At 48.7% G+C, this 23,153-nt stretch carries 22 protein-coding genes and 2 pseudogenes; 19 read left to right on the forward strand and 5 right to left on the reverse strand.

Annotated elements, in window-relative coordinates; all coding sequences use genetic code 11:
* Positions 1-6: 6 nt before the first annotated feature.
* From AACL30_RS05235 to AACL30_RS05320, 18 genes and pseudogenes are all read left to right on the forward strand, one after another.
* The gene (locus AACL30_RS05235) at positions 7-600 is read left to right on the forward strand and encodes a phage baseplate assembly protein V (RefSeq protein ID WP_339057957.1); all 594 of its coding nucleotides are present in this window, start codon (positions 7-9) and stop codon (positions 598-600) included.
* Positions 597-944 carry a GPW/gp25 family protein gene (locus AACL30_RS05240; RefSeq protein ID WP_339057958.1) on the forward strand — a complete coding sequence of 116 codons (348 nt, stop codon included), beginning with the start codon at positions 597-599 and terminating at the stop codon, positions 942-944. The genes AACL30_RS05235 and AACL30_RS05240 overlap by 4 nt, the downstream gene beginning before the upstream one ends.
* Positions 944-1,721: pseudogene (locus tag AACL30_RS05245) on the forward strand (baseplate assembly protein). The gene AACL30_RS05240 and the pseudogene AACL30_RS05245 overlap by 1 nt, the downstream one beginning before the upstream one ends.
* Entirely contained in the window at positions 1,714-2,322 is a 609-nt protein-coding gene (locus tag AACL30_RS05250; RefSeq protein ID WP_339057959.1) for a phage tail protein I, read from the forward strand. The pseudogene AACL30_RS05245 and the gene AACL30_RS05250 overlap by 8 nt, the downstream one beginning before the upstream one ends.
* Positions 2,319-3,947: a phage tail protein gene (locus AACL30_RS05255; RefSeq protein ID WP_339057960.1), complete on the forward strand. Its 1,629-nt coding sequence runs from the start codon at positions 2,319-2,321 to the stop codon at positions 3,945-3,947. Before AACL30_RS05250 ends, AACL30_RS05255 begins: the two co-directional genes overlap by 4 nt.
* Entirely contained in the window at positions 3,944-4,570 is a 627-nt protein-coding gene (locus AACL30_RS05260) for a phage tail protein (protein WP_339057961.1), read from the forward strand. Before AACL30_RS05255 ends, AACL30_RS05260 begins: the two co-directional genes overlap by 4 nt.
* Before the next feature lie 47 nt (positions 4,571-4,617).
* Complete coding sequence (locus AACL30_RS05265) at positions 4,618-4,740, forward strand: hypothetical protein (RefSeq protein WP_339057962.1); 123 nt, start codon at positions 4,618-4,620, stop codon at positions 4,738-4,740.
* A gap of 90 nt (positions 4,741-4,830) precedes the next feature.
* The gene (locus AACL30_RS05270) at positions 4,831-6,000 is read left to right on the forward strand and encodes a phage tail sheath protein (protein WP_339057963.1); all 1,170 of its coding nucleotides are present in this window, start codon (positions 4,831-4,833) and stop codon (positions 5,998-6,000) included.
* A gap of 12 nt (positions 6,001-6,012) precedes the next feature.
* Positions 6,013-6,528, forward strand: coding sequence for a phage major tail tube protein (locus AACL30_RS05275; protein WP_339057964.1), 516 nt, complete (start codon positions 6,013-6,015; stop codon positions 6,526-6,528).
* Positions 6,529-6,631: 103 nt separating this feature from the next.
* A complete protein-coding gene (locus AACL30_RS05280; RefSeq protein ID WP_339057965.1) occupies positions 6,632-6,982 on the forward strand; it encodes a phage tail assembly protein in 351 nt (116 codons plus the stop codon).
* 14 nt (positions 6,983-6,996) lie between these two features.
* Positions 6,997-7,116, forward strand: a complete 120-nt coding sequence (locus tag AACL30_RS05285; protein ID WP_339058396.1) for a GpE family phage tail protein — start codon at positions 6,997-6,999, stop codon at positions 7,114-7,116.
* A complete protein-coding gene (locus tag AACL30_RS05290; RefSeq protein ID WP_339057966.1) occupies positions 7,109-9,799 on the forward strand; it encodes a phage tail tape measure protein in 2,691 nt (896 codons plus the stop codon). The genes AACL30_RS05285 and AACL30_RS05290 overlap by 8 nt, the downstream gene beginning before the upstream one ends.
* Before the next feature lie 12 nt (positions 9,800-9,811).
* Positions 9,812-10,276 carry a phage tail protein gene (locus tag AACL30_RS05295; protein WP_339057651.1) on the forward strand — a complete coding sequence of 155 codons (465 nt, stop codon included), beginning with the start codon at positions 9,812-9,814 and terminating at the stop codon, positions 10,274-10,276.
* Positions 10,273-11,349, forward strand: a complete 1,077-nt coding sequence (locus tag AACL30_RS05300; RefSeq protein WP_339057652.1) for a phage late control D family protein — start codon at positions 10,273-10,275, stop codon at positions 11,347-11,349. The genes AACL30_RS05295 and AACL30_RS05300 overlap by 4 nt, the downstream gene beginning before the upstream one ends.
* Positions 11,350-11,432: 83 nt before the next feature.
* A complete protein-coding gene (locus tag AACL30_RS05305) occupies positions 11,433-11,663 on the forward strand; it encodes an ogr/Delta-like zinc finger family protein (RefSeq protein WP_339057653.1) in 231 nt (76 codons plus the stop codon).
* 810 nt (positions 11,664-12,473) lie between these two features.
* A complete protein-coding gene (locus AACL30_RS05310) occupies positions 12,474-12,755 on the forward strand; it encodes a BrnT family toxin (protein WP_339057967.1) in 282 nt (93 codons plus the stop codon).
* The gene (locus tag AACL30_RS05315) at positions 12,670-13,011 is read left to right on the forward strand and encodes a BrnA antitoxin family protein (RefSeq protein ID WP_422389576.1); all 342 of its coding nucleotides are present in this window, start codon (positions 12,670-12,672) and stop codon (positions 13,009-13,011) included. Before AACL30_RS05310 ends, AACL30_RS05315 begins: the two co-directional genes overlap by 86 nt.
* A gap of 411 nt (positions 13,012-13,422) precedes the next feature.
* Positions 13,423-15,084, forward strand: coding sequence for a hypothetical protein (locus tag AACL30_RS05320; protein WP_339057969.1), 1,662 nt, complete (start codon positions 13,423-13,425; stop codon positions 15,082-15,084).
* A 280-nt stretch (positions 15,085-15,364) separates the two neighbouring features.
* On the opposite strand, the pseudogene AACL30_RS05325 reads toward AACL30_RS05320, so the two are convergent.
* Positions 15,365-16,306: pseudogene (locus AACL30_RS05325) on the reverse strand (endonuclease I family protein).
* Between the two features lie 562 nt (positions 16,307-16,868).
* Here AACL30_RS05325 and AACL30_RS05330 point away from each other — a divergent pair.
* The gene (locus AACL30_RS05330) at positions 16,869-17,918 is read left to right on the forward strand and encodes a hypothetical protein (RefSeq protein ID WP_339057970.1); all 1,050 of its coding nucleotides are present in this window, start codon (positions 16,869-16,871) and stop codon (positions 17,916-17,918) included.
* 22 nt (positions 17,919-17,940) lie between these two features.
* Here AACL30_RS05330 and AACL30_RS05335 read toward each other — a convergent pair whose 3' ends face one another.
* From AACL30_RS05335 to AACL30_RS05350, 4 genes are read right to left on the reverse strand one after another with little or no spacing between them, the layout of a single operon-like run.
* Positions 17,941-18,645, reverse strand: coding sequence for a hypothetical protein (locus AACL30_RS05335; protein ID WP_339057971.1), 705 nt, complete (start codon positions 18,643-18,645; stop codon positions 17,941-17,943).
* Between the two features lie 2 nt (positions 18,646-18,647).
* Positions 18,648-18,938 carry a hypothetical protein gene (locus AACL30_RS05340; RefSeq protein ID WP_339057375.1) on the reverse strand — a complete coding sequence of 97 codons (291 nt, stop codon included), beginning with the start codon at positions 18,936-18,938 and terminating at the stop codon, positions 18,648-18,650.
* Between the two features lie 47 nt (positions 18,939-18,985).
* Complete coding sequence (locus AACL30_RS05345) at positions 18,986-22,276, reverse strand: host specificity protein J (RefSeq protein ID WP_339057972.1); 3,291 nt, start codon at positions 22,274-22,276, stop codon at positions 18,986-18,988.
* A gap of 60 nt (positions 22,277-22,336) precedes the next feature.
* Positions 22,337-22,915: a tail assembly protein gene (locus tag AACL30_RS05350; RefSeq protein WP_339057973.1), complete on the reverse strand. Its 579-nt coding sequence runs from the start codon at positions 22,913-22,915 to the stop codon at positions 22,337-22,339.
* Between the last annotated feature and the right edge of the window lie 238 nt (positions 22,916-23,153).

The raw sequence follows: 23,153 nt of genomic DNA on the forward strand, positions 1-23,153 counted from the left end.
GAGGGCATGAAAACTTTCGATAATGCAGACTATCAACGCCGCCTGGCAAATGTGATCCGCATTGGCACGGTATCGGCAGTCGATACGACGCAAGGCCGGTGCCGGGTAAAAACAGGCGAGTTAGAAACCGATTGGCTACACTGGCTGACCTCACGTGCGGGTCACATCAAAATGTGGTCAGCGCCCTCAATTGGTGAGCAAGTGCTGATCCTCAGTATCAGTGGTGAATTGACCACAGCGTTTGTATTACCGGCGATTTTTTCCGATGCCAATCCGGCACCGTCGGCCTCAGAAGCAGCGATCCTGCTCTGCTTCTCCGACGGGGCGCAATGTCATTATGAGCCTAAAACGGGTCACTTAGCGGTCACTGGCATCAAAACGGCAACGATAACCGCCACCACGGCGATCACGCTGGACAGCCCGGTAGTCACCTGCACCCAACAGCTTATCACCGATTCCCTGCAGGTTAACCGGGGTGGCACCCTCCGCGGCGACCTCACCCACGGGGGCGGCAATTTGATCTCTAACGGTATCACTTTGCACCGCCATCAGCACCCTGGGGTGAAAGGGGGCGGCGATCAGACGGGAGCCCCCACATGACTTATCTCGGCATGCACCGCCACAGTGGCAACACGATCAGCGACAGGGCACATCTTCGTCAATCGATCAACGACATTTTAATCACCCCGCTAGGCTCCCGTGTGATGCGCCGGGATTACGGATCGCTGCTCTCTCGCCTGATCGACAGCCCGCAAAGTCCCACACTACAGCTTAAAATGAAGGCGGCGATTTACAGTGCCCTATTACGCTGGGAAAACCGCATCACGTTAAACGCCATTACCCTTACCTCGGCTATCAACGGCAACATGCAAATCGACCTCAGCGGTCATCAACGCGATAGCGGCGTGCCTTTTACGCTCTCATTGCCGATAGGAGGACAATAATGCCCAGCCTGGATTTAAGCTTACTGCCGGCACCGCAGGTCGTGGAGCCACTCGATTTTGAAACGCTGTTCAAGCAGCGTAAAGAAAAGTTTATTGCTCTATCTCCCCTGCAGCAGCAGGCAGCGCTCAGCCAAACGCTCAACTATGAATCCGAGCCTATCACCAAACTGCTGCAAGAAAGCACGTACCGTGAATTAGTGTTACGTCAACGGATTAACGACGCGGCGCAATAGCGATTTTCGCCTCCGTATTCAACAGGCTTTTGAAGGCTTCAGCGTAGCCGGTTGCAGCGGTGCTTACGAATTTCATGCCCGCAGTGCGGATGGTCGAGTAGCCGATGCCTCAGCAATCAGCCCCTCACCCGCTTGCGTCACCCTCACGGTCTTATCGCGAGAAAATAACGGTGCGGCGTCCGCAGACCTGTTAGCCCGGGTTAACGCCGCACTCAATGATGAAAATATCCGCCCGGTGGCAGATCGCCTGACCGTCCAATCGGCCACCATTATCGATTACCGCATTAACGCCACATTGACCCTTTACCCTACCCCCGAAGCCGAACCGATCCGCGCGGCGGCTGAAAATCGACTCAAGGCTTACGTCAACGCCCAACGGCGTTTAGGGCGTGATATCCGCTTGTCGGCGATTTATGGGGCGCTGCATGTTGAGGGGGTACAGCGGGTAGTTCTGGCGGCACCCTTGCATGATGTGATCTTGGATAAAACACAAGCCGCCTATTGCCGCAGTTATCGCTTAACCCTAGGCGGTTGTGATGAATAACAGCTTACTGCCGCCGGGCTCCTCGGCAGTAGAAATCGCGGCGGCGCAAGCCTGTGCGGGCTTGAGTGATATGACGGTTCCCCTGCGCCCCTTGTGGGATGCAGACCGCTGCCCTGTCGCCTTACTGCCTTACTTGGCCTGGGCGTGGTCAGTGGATCGCTGGGATGAAAGCTGGTCAGAGGCGACCAAACGGGCGGTGGTTAAGGCGGCCTTTTATGTGCATAAACACAAAGGCACGATTGCGGCGCTGCGTCGCGTGGTGGAGCCGCTGGGTTACCTGATCCGTGTTATCGAGTGGTGGCAAAATAATGACCCGCCTGGGACATTTCGGCTGGATATCGGTGTACTTGACACCGGCATCACCGAAGCCATGTATGTTGAGCTGGAACGCCTGATTGATCAGGCCAAACCGCGTAGCCGCCACCTGATTGGCCTCTCCATCCAGCTGGCTACACAGGGCGCCGCCTATGTGGGTGCCGCCTGCTATGAGGGGGATGAACTCACGGTGTATCCCTACCTCCCCGACCGCCTTACCGTGACCGGTACCACGTATCGCGGCGGCGCTGTCCATTTAATTGACCATCTGAGTATCACTTCATGAACGAAAAATTTTATGCTGTCCTCACCCATCAGGGCGCCGCTAAACTGGCCAATGCGACGGCATTGGGGATACCGTTAAAAATAACACACATGGCGGTCGGTGACGGTGGGGGGAGCTTACCCACACCCGATCCGCGTCAAACCCAACTTATCAATGAGCACCGCCGCGCGGCGCTCAATTCGCTGAGCATCGACCCCATTAACCCCCATCAACTGATTGCCGAACAAGTGATCCCCGCCGCCGACGGGGGATGGTGGATCCGAGAAATCGGCTTATTTGACCACGACGGGACGCTTATTGCCTTGGCCAATTGCCCCGAAACCTACAAACCGCAAATTCAGCAAGGCAGTGGTCGCACACAAACCTTGTGTATGGTACTGATTGTCAGTAACACGGCGGCCATCACACTCAAAATCGATCCCTCAGTGGTGGTGGCGACCCGCCGCCATGTGGATGATAAGCTGATTGAAGTCAAAGCCTATGTGGATAATTTACTGTCAGTACATGAAAAATCACGCAACCATCCCGATGCCAGTCAAACCGAAAAAGGGTTTGTTATTCTCAGCAGCGCCACCGACAGCGACAGTGAAACGCAGGCCGCCACCCCCAAAGCAGTCAAGACCGCCTATCAATTAGCCACTACTGCCAGCAAAAAATACCTTGATGGTAAAGTGATGGATATCGACAAGCGACATTCAGCACACGAAAAATCGCGCAACCATCCCGATGCCAGTCAAACCGAAAAAGGGTTTGTCATTCTCAGCAGTGCTACCGACAGCAACAGTGAAACACAGGCCGCGACCCCCAAAGCAGTCAAGACCGCTTATCAATTAGCCCGTGATGCCAATAACAACGCCAATACTAAACTGACCAAAGCGCTCAATGGCGCAGACATTCCTAATAAACTCCACTTTCTCACCCATTTGGGGATCAGCAATAATCTGGTTCCCGTGGGGATGCCGATGCCTTGGCCACTCGAGTGGATACCGCCCGGCTACGCCTTGATGGTCGGGCAAACTTTCAATACCGCGCACTACCCGTTGTTAGCGAAAGCCTATCCTAACGGGGTTATCCCGGATATGCGTGGCTGGACGATAAAAGGCAAACCGGCCAGTCGTAAGAGTTTGTCGCAAGAACAAGATGGCAATAAACACCATAGCCACCACGCTAGCGTTGCTAGCACTGATCTGGGGACAAAAACAGTCAGTCAGTTCGATTACGGCACGAAAACCAGCGCATCATTTGATTACGGAACAAAAACAACCAGCCACTTTGATTATGGCACCAAAGGAACCAACATCGCCGGTGCCCATACCCACGGTGTTCCGCAGGGACACAATATGGACAGGGGAAACTATATCTATGCCTCAGGGGATGACTATACCAGTGAGGTGTTTTCTTGGCCTCAATCGGCTTCAGCCGGGGCGCACAGTCATACCGTTGGCATTGGCGCACACCATCATACGGTGGGTATTGGCGCACATCACCATACTGTCGGCATTGGCGCGCATAACCACAGGGTTGCTCTCGGTGCTCATTCCCATGTCATTCACATTAAGGGTGACGGTAACGCGGAAACCACCGTAAAAAATATCGCCTTTAACTACATTCTGAGGTTAGCATGAATCCCTTTTCTTTTTCAGAGCATGATCGCCTCCTTAGCCTGTATCATTACGCGGCAGAAACCGGAGAATATTGCGGCCAAAAAGAAGTTTTTATCCCGGCGCATACCGGATTACCCCAGTACTGCACCGAAAATGCCCCACCGCCTTTGATGGAGGGGGTTGTTGCGGTATTTGACGGTGAGCAATGGAAAAAAGTGGACGATCATCGCGGGAAAAGGGTTTATCACATCAAAACCGGCCACGCCTTTTTGATGACAGCGATAGGGGCATTAGACGCAGAAATCACCTTGCAAAAGCCCTCGAGCCCCTTTGACCACTGGAACGGCACCGGCTGGGTTCTTGATAAGGATAAACTGGCCGCCGCCGCGCGCCGTTATCGCAATGCCTTTATCATCGCCACTGATGGACTGACGCTGATTGACTACTCTATTGAAGATCGCCCCCTCACGCCTGAACAACGGGGCGAGTTAATGGCAGTACGCGCGGCCTATAAAGCCTGGCCAACGCAAGCAAACTGGCCGTTGATTGCGCTTCCAGACCTGCCGCACTGGCTATTGATTGAAGCCGTCAATAACGGCTATGTGGTGCCGACCTGGCCGCCTGTTCACGCTACGGTAGCGTGATCACTTTTTTCTGATGCAGCAAAGTCAGTAAAAGCCGGATATACCCAATGAATTTCGAGTTACGGCAAGGCAGCCAGGGGGTGAGACCGATGAGCGTAGACATACTACGTGATTCGGTGAGCACCCGCAGACAACAAAGCCGTAACTTGAAAGGCGAAGGGTATAGATGACAGTGTCCCACGCTCCACACACCCGGAACCCCCTGCGCTCAGCGACAAAACCCGGCACACTAGCGGAAATCGTAACTGGAGATCCGCTCAATGCCGCCACTTTATCACCATGGTGTCAGTGTACAAGAAATCAACGAAGGCACCCGCCCCATTACCCCTGTTAGCACCGCCATTGTAGGCATGGTCTGCACCGCTGACGATGCCGATGTCACTGCCTTTCCACTCAATACCCCGGTTCTGCTCACCGATGTGCTCACGGCCAGTGGCAAAGCGGGTGAAACCGGCACCTTAGCCCGTGCGCTCGAGGCCATTGGCGATCAAATTCAGCCGGTTACCGTGGTCGTCCGGGTGGCACAAGGGGAAAGTGAGGCCGAAACCACCACCAATATCATTGGCGGCACCACCCCTGAGGGGCGCAAAACCGGCCTGCCCGCCCTGCTCGCTGCCCAAGGTCAATGTGGCGTCAAACCGCGTATTCTCGGTGTGCCGGGGCATGATACCCCCGCCGTAGCAACGAAATTGTTGTCCATTGCGCAGAGCCTGCGCGCATTCGCTTACCTCAGTGCCTATGGCTGCAAAACGAGCGATGAGGCACTGAACTACCGCAAAAATTTTAATCAACGTGAAGCCATGTTGATTTGGCCGGATTTTCTCAGCTGGGATACGGTGACCAAGACAGAAAACACCGCCTGGGCAACCGCACGGGCGCTCGGTCTGCGCGCGAAAATTGACCAACACACCGGCTGGCATAAAACCCTCTCCAACGTCGGTGTTAACGGGGTGACCGGCATTTCAGCCGATGTCTATTGGGATCTGCAAAACCCCGCCACCGAGGCCAATATATTGAATCAACATGCCGTTACCACGCTGATCCGCCAAGACGGCTACCGCTTTTGGGGCTCGCGTACCTGCTCCGATGATCCGCTGTTTCAGTTTGAAAACTACACCCGCACCGCGCACGTGCTGGCCGATACCTTAGCGAACGCTCATCTGTGGGCGATGGGCAAACCGATCCACCCCTCCTTAATCAAGGATGTGGTCGAAGGCATCAGCGCCACCTTTCGGGCGCTAAAATCGGCGGGGTATCTTATCGACGGCCACTGCTGGTTTGATGACAGCGTCAATGACAAAGATGCCCTCAAAGCCGGCAGATTGGTGATTGATTACGATTACACGCCGGTGCCGCCGTTAGAAAATCTAACATTGCGGCAACGTATTACTGATCGTTATCTTATCAACTTGGCACAACAGGGCGCGTAAGGAGAAAAGAGCATGGCATTACCACGCAAACTTAAATATTTTAACCTGTTTAACGACGGCGATAATTACCAAGGTGTCGTCGAATCCATTACCTTACCCAAACTGGTACGCCAACTGGAAGCCTATCGCGGGGGCGGCATGAACGGCAGCGCCAAAATTGATCTCGGTCTGGAAGAAGGCGCGATAGACATGGAATGGACGCTGGGCGGCGTCGAAGCCCAAGTGTATCGACAATGGGGCTGTGCCAAAATTGACGGCGTGCAACTGCGCTTCGCCGGCTCTCTGCAACGCGATGATACCGGGGACATCACTCAGATTGAAGTGGTGACACGCGGGCGTCATCAGGAAATTGACAGTGGCGATTACAAACAGGGCGACAACTCCCAAACCAAAATTGCATCCAAAAATACCTATTACAAATTAACCCTTAATCACAAGGTGATCATCGAAATTGACACCCTCAATATGATTGAAATCGTGGAGGGCGTCGACGTGCTCAAAGAACATCGACGTGCCATTGGATTATGATCGCTTATTTTATCGGATCTTCCCAGGCCAATGCCTTCTTACAATAGCATGACAGTGTCATTTGCGAGCCTGATCGCATTCTTATCTATTAATGGAATAAAACATGAGCAAATCGATAGCGAAATCACCGAACGCGGTTATTATCGACGGTGAAGAAAAAAACAAAACCGCGCGCAGCGTCACCTTGGATAGCCCGCTCGTTCACGGGGATACCCGAATTACTGACATCAGCGTACGCAAACCGCTGGCCGGTGCCTTACGCGGGGTAAAATTGCAAGCGTTATTAGAAACCGATGTGGATGCCCTGATGATCGTGCTTCCGCGGGTGACCACGCCGTCGTTGACTCAAAGTGACATCATGGCCTTGGATCCGGGCGATTTGTATCGCCTCAGTGTCGAGCTGATTTATTTTTTGTTACCGAAGTCGGTGCTGTCCAGTTTCCAACCGGATTAACGGTAGGATCCTTGATGGCCGACATTGCGATGTTGTTTCACTGGCCGCCCTCCGTGATGCTCGACATGACTTTAACGGAATTACTGGATTGGCGTGAAAAAGCGCTGCGGCGCCGGGAGAGACGGGATGAGTGATAAACAGCTCCGACTTCAGGTGGTGATGAGTGCGGTAGACAAAGTCACCCGCCCGCTCAAACGGATGCAGGCGAGCCATCATCACCTGGCAACGGCGGTAAAAACGTCCCGTGATGCCTTAAAACGGCTGAATGCGGCCGGGGGCAAGCTCACCGCCTTTCAATCACTGCAAGGCACGCTGAAAAAAGTGTCCACTGAATTAGGCAGTGCGCATCTACAAGCCCAGCGGATGGCACAAGCGATGTCAGGGGTCACCGCACCGACGAAAAAACAAACCAACGCGCTAGCAGCTCAATGGAAAGCGGTCAGTCAGCTAGAACAACAACAACGCCGTGAAACCGCCCAATTACAACACTACCGCGCCCAGCTGTACCGGATGGGGATATCGGCCAAAGACAGTGCGGGCGCCACTGCGCGCCTGCGCCGAGAAACGGATCGTTACACGCAGCGCTTAGCGCAACAAACCCGTCGCTTAAAACACGCCACAGACCAGCAACAGCGGCTGACGGCGGCGAAAACCCGTTACCAGCACATCAAAGAGACCCGCCATCGCGTGGCGGGGACGGGGGTTTCGGCCACGGGGGCAAGCATGGCGATGGGGCTGCCGGTGCTCACCGCAGTAAAACGCTATAGTGATATTGAAGAGGCCATGAAAGGGGTGGCCAAACAGGTGAGTGGCTTACGTGACGACAACGGCCAGCGTACCGCGCCATTTTATGAACTGCAAAAAGCCATCAAAGACGCCGCCGAGCAGCAACCGCTCGAAAACGGGGCGGTGGATTTTGCTGCCTTAGTGGAAGGGGGTGCCCGCATGGGCGTTACCCAAGGCAGCAGCACCTGGCAAGAACAAAAAGAGAACCTGCTTAATTTTGCTCACACCGCGGCCAAAGCGGCTAAAGCGTTTGAATTACCGGCGGGGGAACTGGCAGAAGACTTAGGCACCATCGCCGGCTTGTATAAAATCCCGATTAAAAATATCGAAGCTTTGGGCGATACCCTCAATTTTTTGGATGATAACACCCAATCCAAAGGCGCTGATATCATTGAGGTGCTCAAACGCATGGGTGATGTGGCCGATAAAATGGACTTCAGGCAAGCCGCGGCCTTGGGCTCCGCCTTCCTGTCGCTGGGGGCTGCGCCCGAAATTGCCGCCAGTGCCAGCAAAGCGATGGTGCGGGAACTGGGGATCGCCACCCTAAAAACCAAGGACTTTCAAGCGGCGATACAGCGTCTGGGTCTCAATGCAAAAGCCCTGCAACGGGGCATTGCGCATGACGCCATCGGTACCCTGCAAACCGTCCTGGCTAAAATCAAAAAACTGCCCAAAGACCAGCAACTGGTTAACATGACACTGATTTTTGGCAAACAGTTTGGCGATGATGCCACCAAATTGGGACTCAATAGTGAAGAATTGAGCCGCCAACTCGCCTTGACACGCAGTCAAAAAGCCACCGGCTCCATGCAACGCGAATCCGATATCGACAAAGACTCCCTTTCTGCCCAATGGTTATTATTCAAAGCCGGGGTCAACAACACCTTATCCAGTCTCGGTGAAACCTTGCGCAGGCCGCTGCTGGATAGTATTGAAAAAATGAAAGCCGTCACTGACAAAATACGCCATTGGGTAGAAGAAAACCCCAAACTGGCGGCCACCTTGATGAAAGTGGCGGTGGGGCTGACGGTTGTCACCGCAGGTGTAGCGGCGCTCGCCTTATCGCTGGCGGCGGTGTTAGCCCCGCTGGCGGTATTAAAATTCACTTTTTCCCTGCTGGGAATCAGTCTGTTACCGGCGTTATCTCAGGGTGTTAGCAAAATCGGTCAAGTGATTGCGGGGTTAGCACGTGCCTCGCTCCCCTTACTGACAACCGGTCTGCGCGTGATGGGAGCAGCGCTGATGGGGTTACTGACGCCGATAGGACTGGCCATAGCAGCACTGGCGGGTACCGCAATCGCCTTAACGCTTTACTGGCAGCCGATAACCGCATTTTTGCGGCGCGGGGTCGAAGAATGTAAGCAAGCCGCCGCGTCGATCAAGGCAGCGTTATCCTCCCTCTCAGGCTGGCTAGCCGAAAAGGGAAAGCAGCTTGGGGAGGGGTTATCCGCCGGGATCACCTCGGCACTGACGCCACTTAAACGGTTAATGGACGGGGTATCGTGGTTATTAGCAAAATTAGGCGTGCTTGAAGCCAAATCGGCGCGATTGCCCGCGGTTAGCGCAGCACAACCCGCGCTCTCCCGCCCAAAGCATTACACCGATCCCCTCTATCATGCTTATAAACAAACTTACTTCGGGCAATACGATCAGGGCGGGGCGATCCCGCGGGGAAAATGGGGGGTCGTTGGGGAAAAGGGTCCCGAAATCGTCACCGGCTCGGCGCATATCCTCAGCCGCAAAAAAACCGCGGCACTGGCAGCCACCGCAGGCATGATGTTAACCGGCTATCAGGCCAGCGCGGCACCCTTACACCCCCAGAGCTTACCGGCAGCAGCGTATCGCCCTCGTGCAGTCACACCGTCACCTTACCGTCACGTCACTCCGGTGTCGATTCATGCGCCGATACAGATTATTGCGCACGCCCACCACCGCCCTCAGGATATCGCGCGGGAAGTGGCACGCCAGTTAGACCAACGAGAACGGCAGGCGCTCGCCAAAATAAACAGCCGTTATCAAGACAGTGATTAAAGGAGCCCGCACATGATGATGGCACTAGGATTATTTGTTTTTATGTTAACCACGCTCCCCTATCAAGAATTTAAACATCAGATGGCCTGGCGACACCCGAGCAACAGTCGCGTAGGCCAACGGCCACAAAGCCAATTTCTAGGGGCTGACGATGAAATTATCACCTTAAGTGGGGTGCTCTACCCTGAACTGACCGGGGGACGCCTTTCCTTGCTGGGACTGCAACAGATGGCCAACACCGGCAAAGCCTGGTCGCTTGTCGAAGGCAATGGCACCCTTTATGGCCTGTTTGTTATTGAAAGCCTCAGTTGCAACAAAAGTATTTTTTTCAGTGATGGCAGCGCGCGAAAAATAGAGTTTACCCTGACATTAAAACGGTCCGATGAAACGCGGCAAGACTTATTGGGCGATCTGGCAGAGCAGATTGAGGCGTTGCCTGAGAAGATAGCCAGCAGCGCCAGGTCGTTATTATCATGATCCCTTTCGACACTCTACCGTGCTCAGGTCGCCTACACCCCGCTTATCGCATTGATGTGGAGGGAAAGGATATCACCTCGACCCTGCAACCCCGTCTCATGTCACTCACCCTGACGGATAACCGCGGCTTTGAAGCCGATCAACTCGATCTGGAACTCGATGACAGTGATGGCCAACTCACCTTACCCCGCAGAGGGGTGAGACTCTCGGTGTCATTAGGTTGGCAAGGCGAAGCTCTGATCCACAAAGGCAGCTTTACCGTCGATGACATTGAACACAGCGGCGCCCCGGATAAATTAACCCTGCGGGGGCGCAGTGCCGATTTTAGGGACAGCTTAACCCTTCGTCGTGAACAGTCCTACCATCAAGTCACCCTCGGCGACATCCTCACCCTGATTGCCCAGCGTAATAAACTCACCACAGCGCTAAATAGCACGTTGGCCGCGATAACGATTGAACACATCGACCAAACGAATGAATCCGATGGCCATTTTATCACCCGCTTAGCTGAGCAGCAGGGCGTGATAGCGGCGATAAAAAACGGTAAATTGCTCTTTATGCGGCCAGGCCAAGGAAAAACAGCGCGTGGCAAACCGATCCCTGCCATCACCCTCACGCGCAATCAGGGGGACAGCCATCACTTCAGTGTCGCTGACCGCGAGGCGTACAGTGGGGTGGTGGCGCATTGGCTCAACACTCGCGGCACAAAAAAAGAAAGCGTGAACGTCAGACGGAAAAAAGATAACCAGAGAGAAAAAAAAGGCCGCACGCTGATCGGCACCGATGACAATGTTTACCTGCTGCGTCATACCTATGCGACAAAAACCAATGCAGAGCGGGCGGCACAGGCAAAATGGCAACAACTGCAACGGGGCGTGGCGAAATTCTCTCTTCAGCTTGCCCAAGGTCGGGCTGACCTCATCCCCGAAACCCCGATCAACGTCAGCGGATTTAAAGCGGAAATCGATCAGGCCAACTGGATACTCACGACTGCCACGCACACCTTAAATGACCAGGGTTTTACCACCGCGCTCACCCTGGAAGTCAAAATAGATGCCCTCGATAGCGCCTGACAGCGGATGACTTTTTATCAACAATAACATAGTATTAGGGTAACACTGACCCGAGTCAGGATGAGTGACCGAAGACCCCGATCATGATGAATTGTCCTCTTTGCCAACAAGCCGCCCACACCCGCACCAGCTTCTACGTCTCCAGCACCACCAAAGAACGCTATCAGCAATGCACCAACATCAATTGCGGTCATACCTTTATCACCATGGAAACTTTTGTGCGCTCCATTGTAAAACCACAGAATGTGCAATCAGCGCCGCCCCACCCGGCAAAAAACGCGCAGGTGGGGTTTTGTTTTGAGGGAGGGGGGTGATTAATGGTGATGAATACAGATGGAATTGATTCATGAGCCAAAGTAAAGTGACTCGGTTCCATGGGACTATAGATAGGACTAAAATACAAGGTAATTAAAATATTTACCTTTAATTACCTGTAGTTAAATCATGAAATCAAATCCCCCCAGCACAGTGACCGGACAATCGCATAAAAACCAGTAACTTATGAAGATTGTCCGGACACACCACTGACCTCATAGCGACCCAAAAGGATACGCAAAGGGTACGCAGAAAAAACTCAACAGAAACGCTTCCCTCTTTTTTTATTTTCACACTCTTCTTACTAGTGTTGATGCTATTTTAATCCAGTGGTACGTAGATACGCCCATCTGGCACCCAGTCATTTAACTGAACATGCTAAGCGGTTGGGTTCACTTTTTCTTCCTAAGGACAATTACAACACAAGAGGATATTATTTAGTGTGTGGAAATTATCTAATTTATTGATTTTATTAGCTATAAATGCAGGATTTAAACCTGCGACCTACGACTTAGAAGATAGCAGAATAAATTTTAACATATTGATTTATAATAAAATGATCGTATTTATTACGTAACGAAACATCAAAAAATATCAACAACTATCAGTCTCCCTCAAAAAGGTATGGCACGTAATGTTATTCCCCTCGAACATGCCACATCACCATCCATACTAATTTCCAGTATTACTTGGTTAACATCTAAAATCCTCACATTTTTCTCGTTTAGTCCCCTTGTTCACTCAGAATTCACTTTTATCTTTAAGTTGTTTAAATTACAATTATGTAATTACAGTTTAGGTGCGACAAATTGAAATTTTCATGGGATACAACAAAGGACAAAAATAATCAGTGCAAACATGGTATTAGCTTCACAGCCGCCAAGTTAGTATTCGACGATCCGTGGCACATAACACGTCAAGATCGCACTGAAGGGGGCGAATTAAGATGGCAAACTATCGGCATGATCGACAATATTGCACTTTTATTAGTCGCACATACCTGGAATGATGACGGAGAAGAACATATCCGTATTATTTCAGCACGACGAGCAAGTAAAACTGAGAGGAGGGTGTATGAACAAAATTCCTGAATTTATTCGAAAAGAACTCGCCCTTTTGGCGGCGAAGCCAGAAAACAAAATAGATTTTTCAGATATTCCGGCAACGAGCAAGGAAGAATGGCAAGGTGCTGTAAGGGGGAAATTCTACCGCCCACTGAAAAAACAACTTACCGTGCGTATAGATGCAGACGTCGTAGAATGGCTCAAATCACAAGGGGACGGCTATCAGTCGCGTATGAACTGTATTCTACGGGGAGCTATGTTATCGAAAATTCAGGGCGAGTAATTGTCCTCACCTAGATTCAAACTTTTACACTATAAAAATAGGCAACAAAGCACGACAAAACACAACTTTTCAGTCATTATTTATCAATAAGTTACCTATTCATTTCGACCTGCTATTTATGCCATTGCACGTCAATATTATCCTTTGTTTTCATTTCCACCCAACAGTGATCGCTGATTTTACGCATAGTGAATGCAGCTGGCTCTCCTTCTGCTAGTCTTTTATCTAATGCCAAATAAGGACTAGACTCATCTCAGTACAAAAACCAGTTTTCATGAGTTTGCTTGCTGTTGCAGTTGAAGCGGCGGTGATCGTCGATGTAGAAAGTTATCAAGCCGATATAGAACTAGAAGTTTCAAGCGGAGAGGGCAGTGCTCCCCGTTTACAGATTGGCAAAAAACGATGGTCGATATGCTTAAAGATGAACAAGGTAATCTGTTGTGTAATCAAGAAGTGGCCAGTGATATCGGTAAAGCGCGCATTAATAGCGAAGGGGTGTTTACACTCGAGGTCAGTGCCGCCAAACCGCAGATCCCCGTTACCGGCAACGATGGCAAATCGCGTTTAGTTTATTCACTGCCGCCAAGCCCAGAGGGTGAGCGCGATGAAGTGCGCTTTGTCGATGTATTAAGCCCTCCCGCAAGAACAATGCTCACCGCCTATTTGGCGGTAATGCTGTTGTTATGGGGGTCGGTGAGTGAGAGCAGGGCGCAAGAGATCGTAATTACAGCGGAATTCCGGCCATCATTGCTAAACAAAGGCAAGGATGGTTTTCAGAATACAACGGAGAGTACGGGGATATGCGCCGATGAGCCTAAAGTTAAAGCGAGATGTCAAAATGAAAAGGTATTTAGTATTAAGTTAGCAGGTTATGCCATACAAGAGGAGGATATCCCGGCAATGGGCTCGGAGAGAGACGGTATTTATATTAAATTCCCTGCTTCACCGGGTCAACCTTTGAAGATCCGGTTAAGAGAAGATAGTAAAACTATGATAGAAGCAAAGAAACCCGGAGAATTTACCATAACCAAAGTCGGTGCTAGCTATCGAGAGCGTTTTTTCGGCCATGTTCCGGGTGCTCTGGATCGTAAGTGGTTTTCTACTTGGCAGGGACGTACTAACCTCGCTGTTTCCAAATCGCCCTGTCCAGCTGATGGTAGTATCGGACTTTTCGAGGTAGGCTCATATGGTGCTGACCATTTTTTATGGAAGATTAAGGAAGATGGCATCTGCTACAAACAATCGGAATATCGTCGCCCTTTAAATAGAGAAACCCCTTCGTCGAGTCGTACGGAGAAAGGAGCAATCCGGCTAGAGGCAACAAAAGGGACGGGGAGTGGTATCCATTGCCTAGATGATAATTGTTCTGCTACGATGCAAAATATCAGTTTTGCCTATGTGTTAAAGCTGCCAGATCCCTTATCCATGGCCAGCGGCATCTATACAAATGTTGATACCTTGGCCTTCACTGTCGGCAATAGTTCAACTGACGATATTGATTTTGGCGATAATTTTAAATGGTTTGGTGATCAGAACGTCACCTTAAAGTTCAAGCTTGAGGTGGCTCATGATCTCAAAGTCACGCCGGAATTTGGTGCTGAAAAGGTCATTTTAGTGCCACAAGACGGCAGTCAGCGCGGCTGGGATCGCTATCTTAGTGGCTGTAGCAAACCGACTAAGCTTACCGGCCGCAGTCAGTTCAGGCTGTCTTCTTCGGGTGAATTTACCGTTTATGTGAAATGTGACAAAGATTTTTCTCAACAGGATGGTGAATACGCTTTAATCAGCGAAAAAGATCCCAGCAATGAGGTTCCGGTGCGTGCTTTCCTCACCCTGGCTAGCAATATTGTGATTAAAGGCGGCAGCCAAAAGTCCGTCACCAGGCAACCCCTTCGTACTAAAAAAGATCTCAACCATAATATCTTTCACACCAATAGCCCAGCGCAAAATTATCCCGGCCATATTGATTTTGAAGTCAGTGGCAAAAAACACATTGACACCTTATTAACTAATCAGCCCGATACCTATAAAGGCAATGTCACTATTGTATTTGATGCCAATATTCATACTTAACCTTAATATCTGAATTCGGGATAAGCAGGCGGTTTTACTAATAGTTACACTAAAGAAAAATAATTCATTAAAAACAAATAAATAAAATATTTTTGCTTATATAATAGGCAACAAAGCACGACAAAACACAACTTTTCAGTCATTATTTATCAATAAGTTACTTATTCATTTCGACCTGTTATTTGTGCCATTGCACGTTAAGTGTTGTCGTTGTTCGTCTAATAAAATTCTTTTTTATTAGGCAACAGATATAAAGTTTATTCTTTAAAAGCCAGCCGTATTATTTCGTGTCTTTTCTACAACTATCTCCGTAAATACTGCTTGCCCATTCAGGGTGATCAATAAAAGGATTGCGATTTCCCTGACGCTCGTAGATACGTTCATTACGACGGCGTTCCCAATTGGAGACCGGGTCTTGTGCATGCCATTCTAGCAATGTGCAGAGTTTTCCCAGTTCATTACCACTAGTACCTGTTTTATCGACCAAGCTTAAATCACCCACTTTAGAATCATCGTTGCCTTCGTAACGTACATCCATATAAAAAAGCATCCGACTGACATCCCCTTTGACATTATCGGCAGGTTCAAAACTATCGCGATCAGTTTTATTCCCCGGTGACTCTGTCAAAGGCGTGCCGCCTCAGTCAAAATCCTTGTTCCGGCGTGTATTATTCACGCTAATATCAGCTGGCCGTAAATGATGAATATCTGTATAAGCAAACTGACTGGGTTTAGGAAAACCGTGACTTTTCGCCCAAACGTGCTCCCGACTCCAAGCATTTTGATCGTTCGTCTGTCCTGACCTGAAATTTTTGGGCACCGAGCGACCAGTATAAAGTAATATGATATTATCAGTATTATTTGGGTCTTCGTCGGTGTACTCCAGTTGCTCCCATACGCTTTGATAATTGAAATGTTTATGCCGTTTGATAATACTGTTCAGGGTGCTTTTTAACATCGCACCGCTCTTACCACCTGCACTGCAATAATAATTACTGACCTCGGGCAGTACGCTGTTGATATCTTTTTCAATGACGGGTTCGGTGACTACATTCCCTAGCACGAATGTGACAGGATAGGTATTAACGGGACAGAGATTATCTTTATTTTGAGCGCTGAGGATGCCAGAATCTGTTATACAATAGGTTCGTACTTGCTCAGCTTGAATTCCTATCGATATCGACAGTACGAATAGGAATAATAATTGATAGAACCATTTCATGGGAACACTCCTTCTTATAAAAAATCCCTGCTTAGGCTAATAAGCATCTAATAATTTATTTAGATAAATAAAAATCAATTAAATAAATTTTATATTAATTTCAGTCAATTTTTAATTATTCGATTATGCTAAATTATCTTATTGATGCAATGAAATACATTAAGCAATTATATTGCCGTGTATTTACCATTGGAATAAATAATATTATGGCACTGTGAGGAGAGAGTCTTCTTGACAAAAAATAATGCGCGATCAGGGCATCCGTATTTTCAACACCTTGCCTGTATTTTTACAGATATCATCAAATAGAGGTGAGTAAAAGCTGAATTGAAGATTCGAAATACCAATAAAATAAGCGTTTTTTAATAGTATTATCATGGCATTATATTTACAATTTTTACCATAAATTAATCATCACGGTGAAAATAAAATACCATGAAAATGAACAATTATAAATCATTACCAAATAATTATAGTCTTAGTAAATATGGTTAACAAGAAAAACAAACACAACAAATTTTATTACAATGAAAAAATACAGAATAAAAATTAGGATGTAATGATGAAACTTTCTCAACCTGGTAAATTAAATGAATTTTTTTCAAGAAGTGCTGGCTTATTTGATAGAGAATATTTAAAGAAAAAATTAAACAGTTTTATTGAGAATAATAACACAGAACAGAATATGTTAGGTAATGATGCCCGTGAGGAACGTCGAGGCAATCTAGAAAAATGTTGTCAAATCCACAATACACCCGCCACCTTTGAAAAAACAAAAATTACAACTAATTATGAAGATGACGTAATAAAGAAAACACGAATTCCGATTATTCAACGTTCAGAAGAAAAAGGTAGTAGTTCATACTGCATGCTTTTTGATCAGATTGATTATGTAAATGATATAAGAGAAAAAAAACAAAAAGATATTATAGCAAGCGGAGTTATTATAACGGGAAGAAAAAAAGTCGAAGAAAACGGAAAAATCATTACAGATAAGAGTATTCTTTTTTTAGGACAAGCGGGATTATGTTATGGATTAACATTGGCATGGTTGGCCAGACAAGGGAGCCCTGACAGCGCCGATTTTTTTGATTACATTAAAACAGAAGCAGGGTATAAAGAAGTCGTATTAAGACAGATGTGGCAGCCATATAAATATGACACTTCTTCCCGAATATTTATTAAATATAAAGAGGTACCTATTTTTATAACAAAAATAAAAAAAAGCGACTTTGGAGTAAATAATTATTACTACAGTAGGCAGAGAGATAAAAAAAATCATAGTGAAGATAAAAAAAAGTATACTTACACAGATACGGACTATATAAATGATATAACAGGTAAAGTACATCAACGGGAAGACAAAATAAATACATTATCAACCAGTGATGATGTATTACCAATCAGTGATGGTAGATACCATGTTACATGTCTTATAAAAAATAGAAATTCACATTCTATAGGTATATTTATTGATCAAAAAACTGACACCTTTAAACTTTTTGACGCCAATTATGGCGAATTTTCATTTTGTGATCTTGCACACATGAAAAAATCTGTCTTATCTTGGCAGCTAAACATAGACCATATCACCTCCTTCAAGGTGATATGACCCTTGCCGTCAATTGATATGATTACTTATCGTATATAGCGGTTTTGATATAAAAAAAACCTGATAAGGCATTAGATTTATTGAAATCATTGATGATGCCAGCAAATTCATATTTTATGGTTAATGCGTTATAAACGCTATTTTTATACGCGCCAACCCAATAGTTATAGGTGGTATACCAATCAAAAAGATCGCCCTCATTATTTTCTTCACCGGTCATAGAATAATGCATAGGTGCCACGGCGATAGATTCTTTCATATCAATATCAATCGTTTTTGTGTGATTTGTCTGATAATGACACAGTTGTAGCGGTCTCATTTGTGCCGAATAGACCAATCTGCCTGACGCATTGTAAATCGCTAATCCGTAGCGAGTAGTTTTTTTCGCCATTGCAGCAAAAACATACACCGTCATCAGAGAGGTTTGATGATTTCCCATTTTATACTCTTCAGGTATTCCGCTGGTTGCAGGGTAAAAAATAAAAACACCGCCACTGATTTTATAGGCATGAAAACCGGACACCTCTGTTTGTTCGAACATATAGGTGTTCACTTTTTTTGCATAACTGACAAAAATCATGATAGGAATGTCTTTGGGTATCGACGTCGTAAACGTGGCGCCGTGAGCGGCGGTGATCGTTAATCGTTCAATCAGGTTCATCGGCGACACTTCAGGCGACATCCACAATCTACCTGAGGGATTTCTTATCGCAAATCCAAATGACATGTTTACTCCATGTAGACAATAATAAAAGCGCCACAAACGTGAGAATCGAAGAAAGTATCATTGGCATCTTCACGCCAGGTGACGGTATTACCTGAAACGGTGACATTATAATGCTGCCCAAATTTGTTTTTTTGGCAAGCATTGACCATCACTTTTAATGTTAATCCGTTAGGTACCCTATAGGTTTTCGTGCCACTGTGTTCATAATTGATACAATCTAAAATAAACATTGGCGTGATGGCTGTGACTAAATCTGTTCCATCATCCAGTTTTATTTGTATCCCGTACTTCATCGTGTTTCACCGTTATTTTTATTTAATGGGTTTGAATGATTTTATTATTACAATTCACCAAAGCGCACCCGTAACACGCCTCTTTCATCGTACACATCAATGCGGTTATTTTTAATGGTCATTCTGGCTTTTCCTTTGCCGGTGCCGTTCATTTCAATGCCGCCGTTTTTACTCCATCGCCAGCCTGAGGTGTTGGCGACATAATTGGTCGATTGGAGGGTGTTGCCAATTTTGGCATTGGTGATACTGCCGTCTTGAATAAAGCCTTCACGGATAAAGACTTGATTATTTTTGACCGCAAAGGGCGAGAATTTTTTGCCCTGCTGACCGCTTAACAGCACAAAATGATCGGCATTAAACCCGATTTGCGATTTCACACGGCCACCCTGGGTTTCCACACCGACCACCATGCCGGCATCATAATACTTACCCTGGTACGTGATCCCCGCCTTAATGCTGTACAGGGCATTGCCGCCGGTAGCGTTAAAGTGAGTGGTGGCTTTGGTTTCCAGCGCCGCTTCATTTTTGCTTAATCGGGCGGTAACCGCCGTTTGATGTAGACTCAAGGCTTGCTTCGCCTTGGATTGGGTCTTTTTAATCTCCAGTGTCTCGGCCTTGGCCTGGTCAAACTGGGTCGCCATGAGCGTCTTATAACTGTTTAACGCCTTGTCCATCCTGGCGACCCCTTGCTGCACATCTCTCGTCTGATAACCGCTGATTTGTTTTGTCAACACTATCTTTTTTGAATAGTTATTGAGTGCGTTACCGATCCCGTTAAACCGGCTATTCATGGACAATTCGGTACGGTCTATTCTCTCGATCAATTCTTTACCGGCTTTTGTCGTCATGATGTCATCACGCAGTTGATCGAGCAGCAATCGGGTATCCTTACTCGACTCTCCTCTGACCCAGGCTGTCCAGGCGCCAAGATTTCCAGTGCGATCAACCAGTCTGGCGCGAAAGTAAAAGGCTTTCCCTGCCGCCAAGCCTTGCATCGCGTAATAACGCTGCGGATAGGGTACCTCGGTTAACGGTTTTCCCTCTGAACGAGGCGAGGTAATCTTCTGGCTGTATTCTCGCTCTGTTTGGTATTCGAGCTCCGTAGTGAAGGTATCTTCCACCCCGGCAGGAAATGACCAATTGAGTGTGATGCCAGACACCATTGGCGTTGTCATCAAGCCCATGGGCTGAGGCGGGGGGTGTGCTTTCCCTTGAAGCGGGGTCGCTGGCGTGGTCACCCACAGGCTGGCGCTCCCCGCGGCGTTAATCGCACGCACTCTTGCCTGATAACGTCCTGCATAACTGTTTGGTACGTCAAATCCGCAGGTTAATACCCGCAGTAGCGGCGTCCAGTTGCCGTTATCGCGCCGCCATTGAGCATCGTAAGCGGTGGCACCGGTGGCCGCTTGCCAGCTCACTTGCACTGTGGTGACGGCTAAACCTTGCGCAATCACCGTTTGACTGGTAAGCGTGAGGTGGGTCGGAGGGGGCTGAAGGGTCAATGGAATAACGCTAATCGGCCTCTCGTCAAGGCGGGTGCCACTGTCGATACGTTCATATTTATCCGGATCATGTTGGACAGCGTTAATACGATAGGTGTTGTCGTTATTGTCTTCGATACGGGTCACCCGGTAGTGCTGCAGCGCTAAATCATCGGCCTCCACCGACCAAATCGCCTCCCGTTGCGGCGTTTCCGTGTAGGGTACGGTAACGGTAATGATTTGACCGTTAATCGCCTGTACGGTGCGGGCTTGGGCGATACCACTGGGTAAATTGATTATCAGTCGATCACCGAATTTGACGTCAGCCAGGCGATCTAACGTGATTTTTGCCCCCGCGGCATGACAAATTCGCCCGCCACTTTTTTTGCCCGATAACATCTCATCCGCCACCGCAATAATATGCCCCGGTAACGGGATCGCCCCTTCTAGCCCGACAGCAAAGCTAATTAAGCGGTCTTTCGCATTGGTCAGTAATGCCCAACGCCCCCGCCGGTGGGCTTCGGTTTGCCGAATACAGCCTATCGCCGTGGTGCTCAGGGGATGAATGCCATAGCGCCGCACCAAGGTGTCATCGGAGATAGCCTCGAGGGTATCCTGATAGCCGTTAGTCGGATCGCTCCAGCTGACCAGCGCGTTGCTGTAGCGGCTTTTAGCCGAGGTGCTGGCGTAGGTGAAACGCCCGTCGATCACATTAGCCCGGGTGTACAAATAATCACGGTCACGCGGCATATCGGCCAGCGCACAGAGTTGATTGTTTGCCCAGTAGGTCATGCCACGAAATATCGCCGCCAAATCCCGCAGGACAGTAAAGGCTTCAGCCTGTGATTGGATATATACATCACACAAAAAGCGCGGCTCTGTGCCGTTTCCGCCTTTGCCATCAGGGACTAATTGATCGCAGTATTGCGCAATGCGATACAGCTCCCACTTATCCACCTGCGCCGCGGTTAAGCGATGACCGAGACCAAAGCGATCAGCGAGCAAAATATCGTAAAACACCCAAGCCGGATTATTGCTGTATGCCCATTTAAAGGTACCGTTCCAGGTGCCACTGTAAGTTCGTATAACGGGATCGTAGGTTGTCGGCACCCGTATGATGCGCATCTTGGGTTCACAGGCAATCACGGGGATCTGCTGGAACTGGCTGGCATCGAATTCAACATACAGCAAGGCGGTGTTGGGATAACGCAATTTGGCATCGATAATTTCAGCCAAGGCGTCAATGTGCATCCTATCGGCGAGTCGTTGATGGGTACTGTTCGGTGTCAAGCGACAAACACGGAGTTGCCAGCCAGTTTTGGCTTCAGGTAAGTTAATACGGTGTGAGCGCTGATAGCGCGTCGTGGTTTTACCCTCGACGGCTGTGTTGAGTACCCTGTGGTAGGCGCCGCCATCGGTGGCAATGTCTATCGCATAGTCAATGCGAGTGCCGTTCACATCACCGTTATCCTTCTGACGTTGCAGCGCTGGCCAGTTGAAGCGAAGGCGAACCGCGGATAATTGCGTATTGTTAATCGCCTGCACCCAAGGGGTGTTCGATTTCAACTCACGGTTAACGGTGATTTCATTTTCAACGTTCGGCATGCCTTGAATATAGTCTTGCGATGGGGTACCGGGGCGATAATCCCAGCTGACGCCGGTAAAATTAGCCGTGCCGTCGGCATTGTTAAGCGGCGTGCCATCCAAATAAATCCGTGTACCGTCTAATTCGCCAGCAAATTCGCCTTCCCCCAGTGCCAATAAGATTTTAGCTTTGGCGGTAGAGTGCAGGCTATCCGGCGATTCTGTCGGCGTAGGCGGTCGATGGCTGCCGCCTTTGTTTCCTGTGATGGCCATAATTTACCCATAAAAAAAGATCGCCTTGGCGATCTGAATAATGATTCTGTTCGATTATTTTTACAGTTGGTCTTCCGCATAAATCCCTGCCGAAATCACCGCACCGCCGATGCGTCGTTGGCCGTAGCCAATAGGCACCGGATTGCCTTGTGCGGTAGAATTCACCGGGCTGCCGAAGGCATAGCTGGGCTTGTTATCCGGGTCTTCGCGGCGTGATAACCCGCTGGGTTGGGGGGAGAGCATCTGCACCACGCCACCGACCATCATCGATATCCCGACAGGCGCTAAGAACTGTGCACCAGGGATAAAGGACGCTGCCACTAACACCGCACCGATAATGGTTTGAAACACCCCTCCCCATTTACTGCCAATAATCACCGGAGCAATGCGAATGTCTTGAGTGCCGTAGGCGCTGGCAAGTTCATCTTTGCCAATGTTATTCGCGCCGTTAAATACCGCAAAGGTCAGGCCTTTTGATTGGCTTTGCAACATAAATTGCTCAAATCCAGGAAGAATAACCGACAGCGCTTTGATCGCTTCTTTTGGCGTCTCTACCGCGAGTTGATGTACACGGCCAAACAGCTGCCCGAGTTTGCCATACAGGCGCACGGTGCGCAGGGAGTGGTTGAATGCGGCCATGGTGTGATTCCTGATAATAAAAAAGGCTGCGGAGGCAGCCGGAAGAGTGCGTGGTTCGGTACTAAAAAGGAGATAGGAGTTTATCGCATTATTTTCCTACTCAACATAAAATAGTATTTAAAAAGCACAATGTGTAACCATTAATGAACATAATGAACTAATTAAGGTAACATTACAGGAATACTAATATTTTATGTAACGTCAGCTTTAAATATCTAATGTTTTATCGTTTTTTACG

The organism is Candidatus Regiella endosymbiont of Tuberolachnus salignus (assembly GCF_964020115.1).
GTDB lineage: Bacteria > Pseudomonadota > Gammaproteobacteria > Enterobacterales > Enterobacteriaceae > Regiella > Regiella insecticola.

Excerpts from the sequence above, each read along its gene's own strand:
- AACL30_RS05305 (WP_339057653.1), top strand. The coding sequence starts at position 11,433 with ATGATGAATTGTCCTCTTTGCCAACAAGCCGCCCACACCCGCACCAGC.
- AACL30_RS05235 (WP_339057957.1), top strand. The coding sequence starts at position 7 with ATGAAAACTTTCGATAATGCAGACTATCAACGCCGCCTGGCAAATGTG.
- AACL30_RS05265 (WP_339057962.1), top strand. The coding sequence starts at position 4,618 with ATGAATTTCGAGTTACGGCAAGGCAGCCAGGGGGTGAGACCGATGAGC.
- AACL30_RS05300 (WP_339057652.1), top strand. The coding sequence starts at position 10,273 with ATGATCCCTTTCGACACTCTACCGTGCTCAGGTCGCCTACACCCCGCT.
- AACL30_RS05345 (WP_339057972.1), bottom strand. The coding sequence starts at position 22,276 with ATGGCCATCACAGGAAACAAAGGCGGCAGCCATCGACCGCCTACGCCG.
- AACL30_RS05240 (WP_339057958.1), top strand. The coding sequence starts at position 597 with ATGACTTATCTCGGCATGCACCGCCACAGTGGCAACACGATCAGCGAC.
- AACL30_RS05320 (WP_339057969.1), top strand. The coding sequence starts at position 13,423 with ATGCTTAAAGATGAACAAGGTAATCTGTTGTGTAATCAAGAAGTGGCC.
- AACL30_RS05315 (WP_422389576.1), top strand. The coding sequence starts at position 12,670 with ATGATGACGGAGAAGAACATATCCGTATTATTTCAGCACGACGAGCAA.
- AACL30_RS05290 (WP_339057966.1), top strand. The coding sequence starts at position 7,109 with ATGAGTGATAAACAGCTCCGACTTCAGGTGGTGATGAGTGCGGTAGAC.
- AACL30_RS05255 (WP_339057960.1), top strand. The coding sequence starts at position 2,319 with ATGAACGAAAAATTTTATGCTGTCCTCACCCATCAGGGCGCCGCTAAA.
- AACL30_RS05275 (WP_339057964.1), top strand. The coding sequence starts at position 6,013 with ATGGCATTACCACGCAAACTTAAATATTTTAACCTGTTTAACGACGGC.
- AACL30_RS05340 (WP_339057375.1), bottom strand. The coding sequence starts at position 18,938 with ATGAAGTACGGGATACAAATAAAACTGGATGATGGAACAGATTTAGTC.
- AACL30_RS05295 (WP_339057651.1), top strand. The coding sequence starts at position 9,812 with ATGATGATGGCACTAGGATTATTTGTTTTTATGTTAACCACGCTCCCC.
- AACL30_RS05350 (WP_339057973.1), bottom strand. The coding sequence starts at position 22,915 with ATGGCCGCATTCAACCACTCCCTGCGCACCGTGCGCCTGTATGGCAAA.
- AACL30_RS05260 (WP_339057961.1), top strand. The coding sequence starts at position 3,944 with ATGAATCCCTTTTCTTTTTCAGAGCATGATCGCCTCCTTAGCCTGTAT.
- AACL30_RS05285 (WP_339058396.1), top strand. The coding sequence starts at position 6,997 with ATGGCCGACATTGCGATGTTGTTTCACTGGCCGCCCTCCGTGATGCTC.
- AACL30_RS05280 (WP_339057965.1), top strand. The coding sequence starts at position 6,632 with ATGAGCAAATCGATAGCGAAATCACCGAACGCGGTTATTATCGACGGT.
- AACL30_RS05270 (WP_339057963.1), top strand. The coding sequence starts at position 4,831 with ATGCCGCCACTTTATCACCATGGTGTCAGTGTACAAGAAATCAACGAA.
- AACL30_RS05335 (WP_339057971.1), bottom strand. The coding sequence starts at position 18,645 with ATGTCATTTGGATTTGCGATAAGAAATCCCTCAGGTAGATTGTGGATG.
- AACL30_RS05250 (WP_339057959.1), top strand. The coding sequence starts at position 1,714 with ATGAATAACAGCTTACTGCCGCCGGGCTCCTCGGCAGTAGAAATCGCG.
- AACL30_RS05330 (WP_339057970.1), top strand. The coding sequence starts at position 16,869 with ATGAAACTTTCTCAACCTGGTAAATTAAATGAATTTTTTTCAAGAAGT.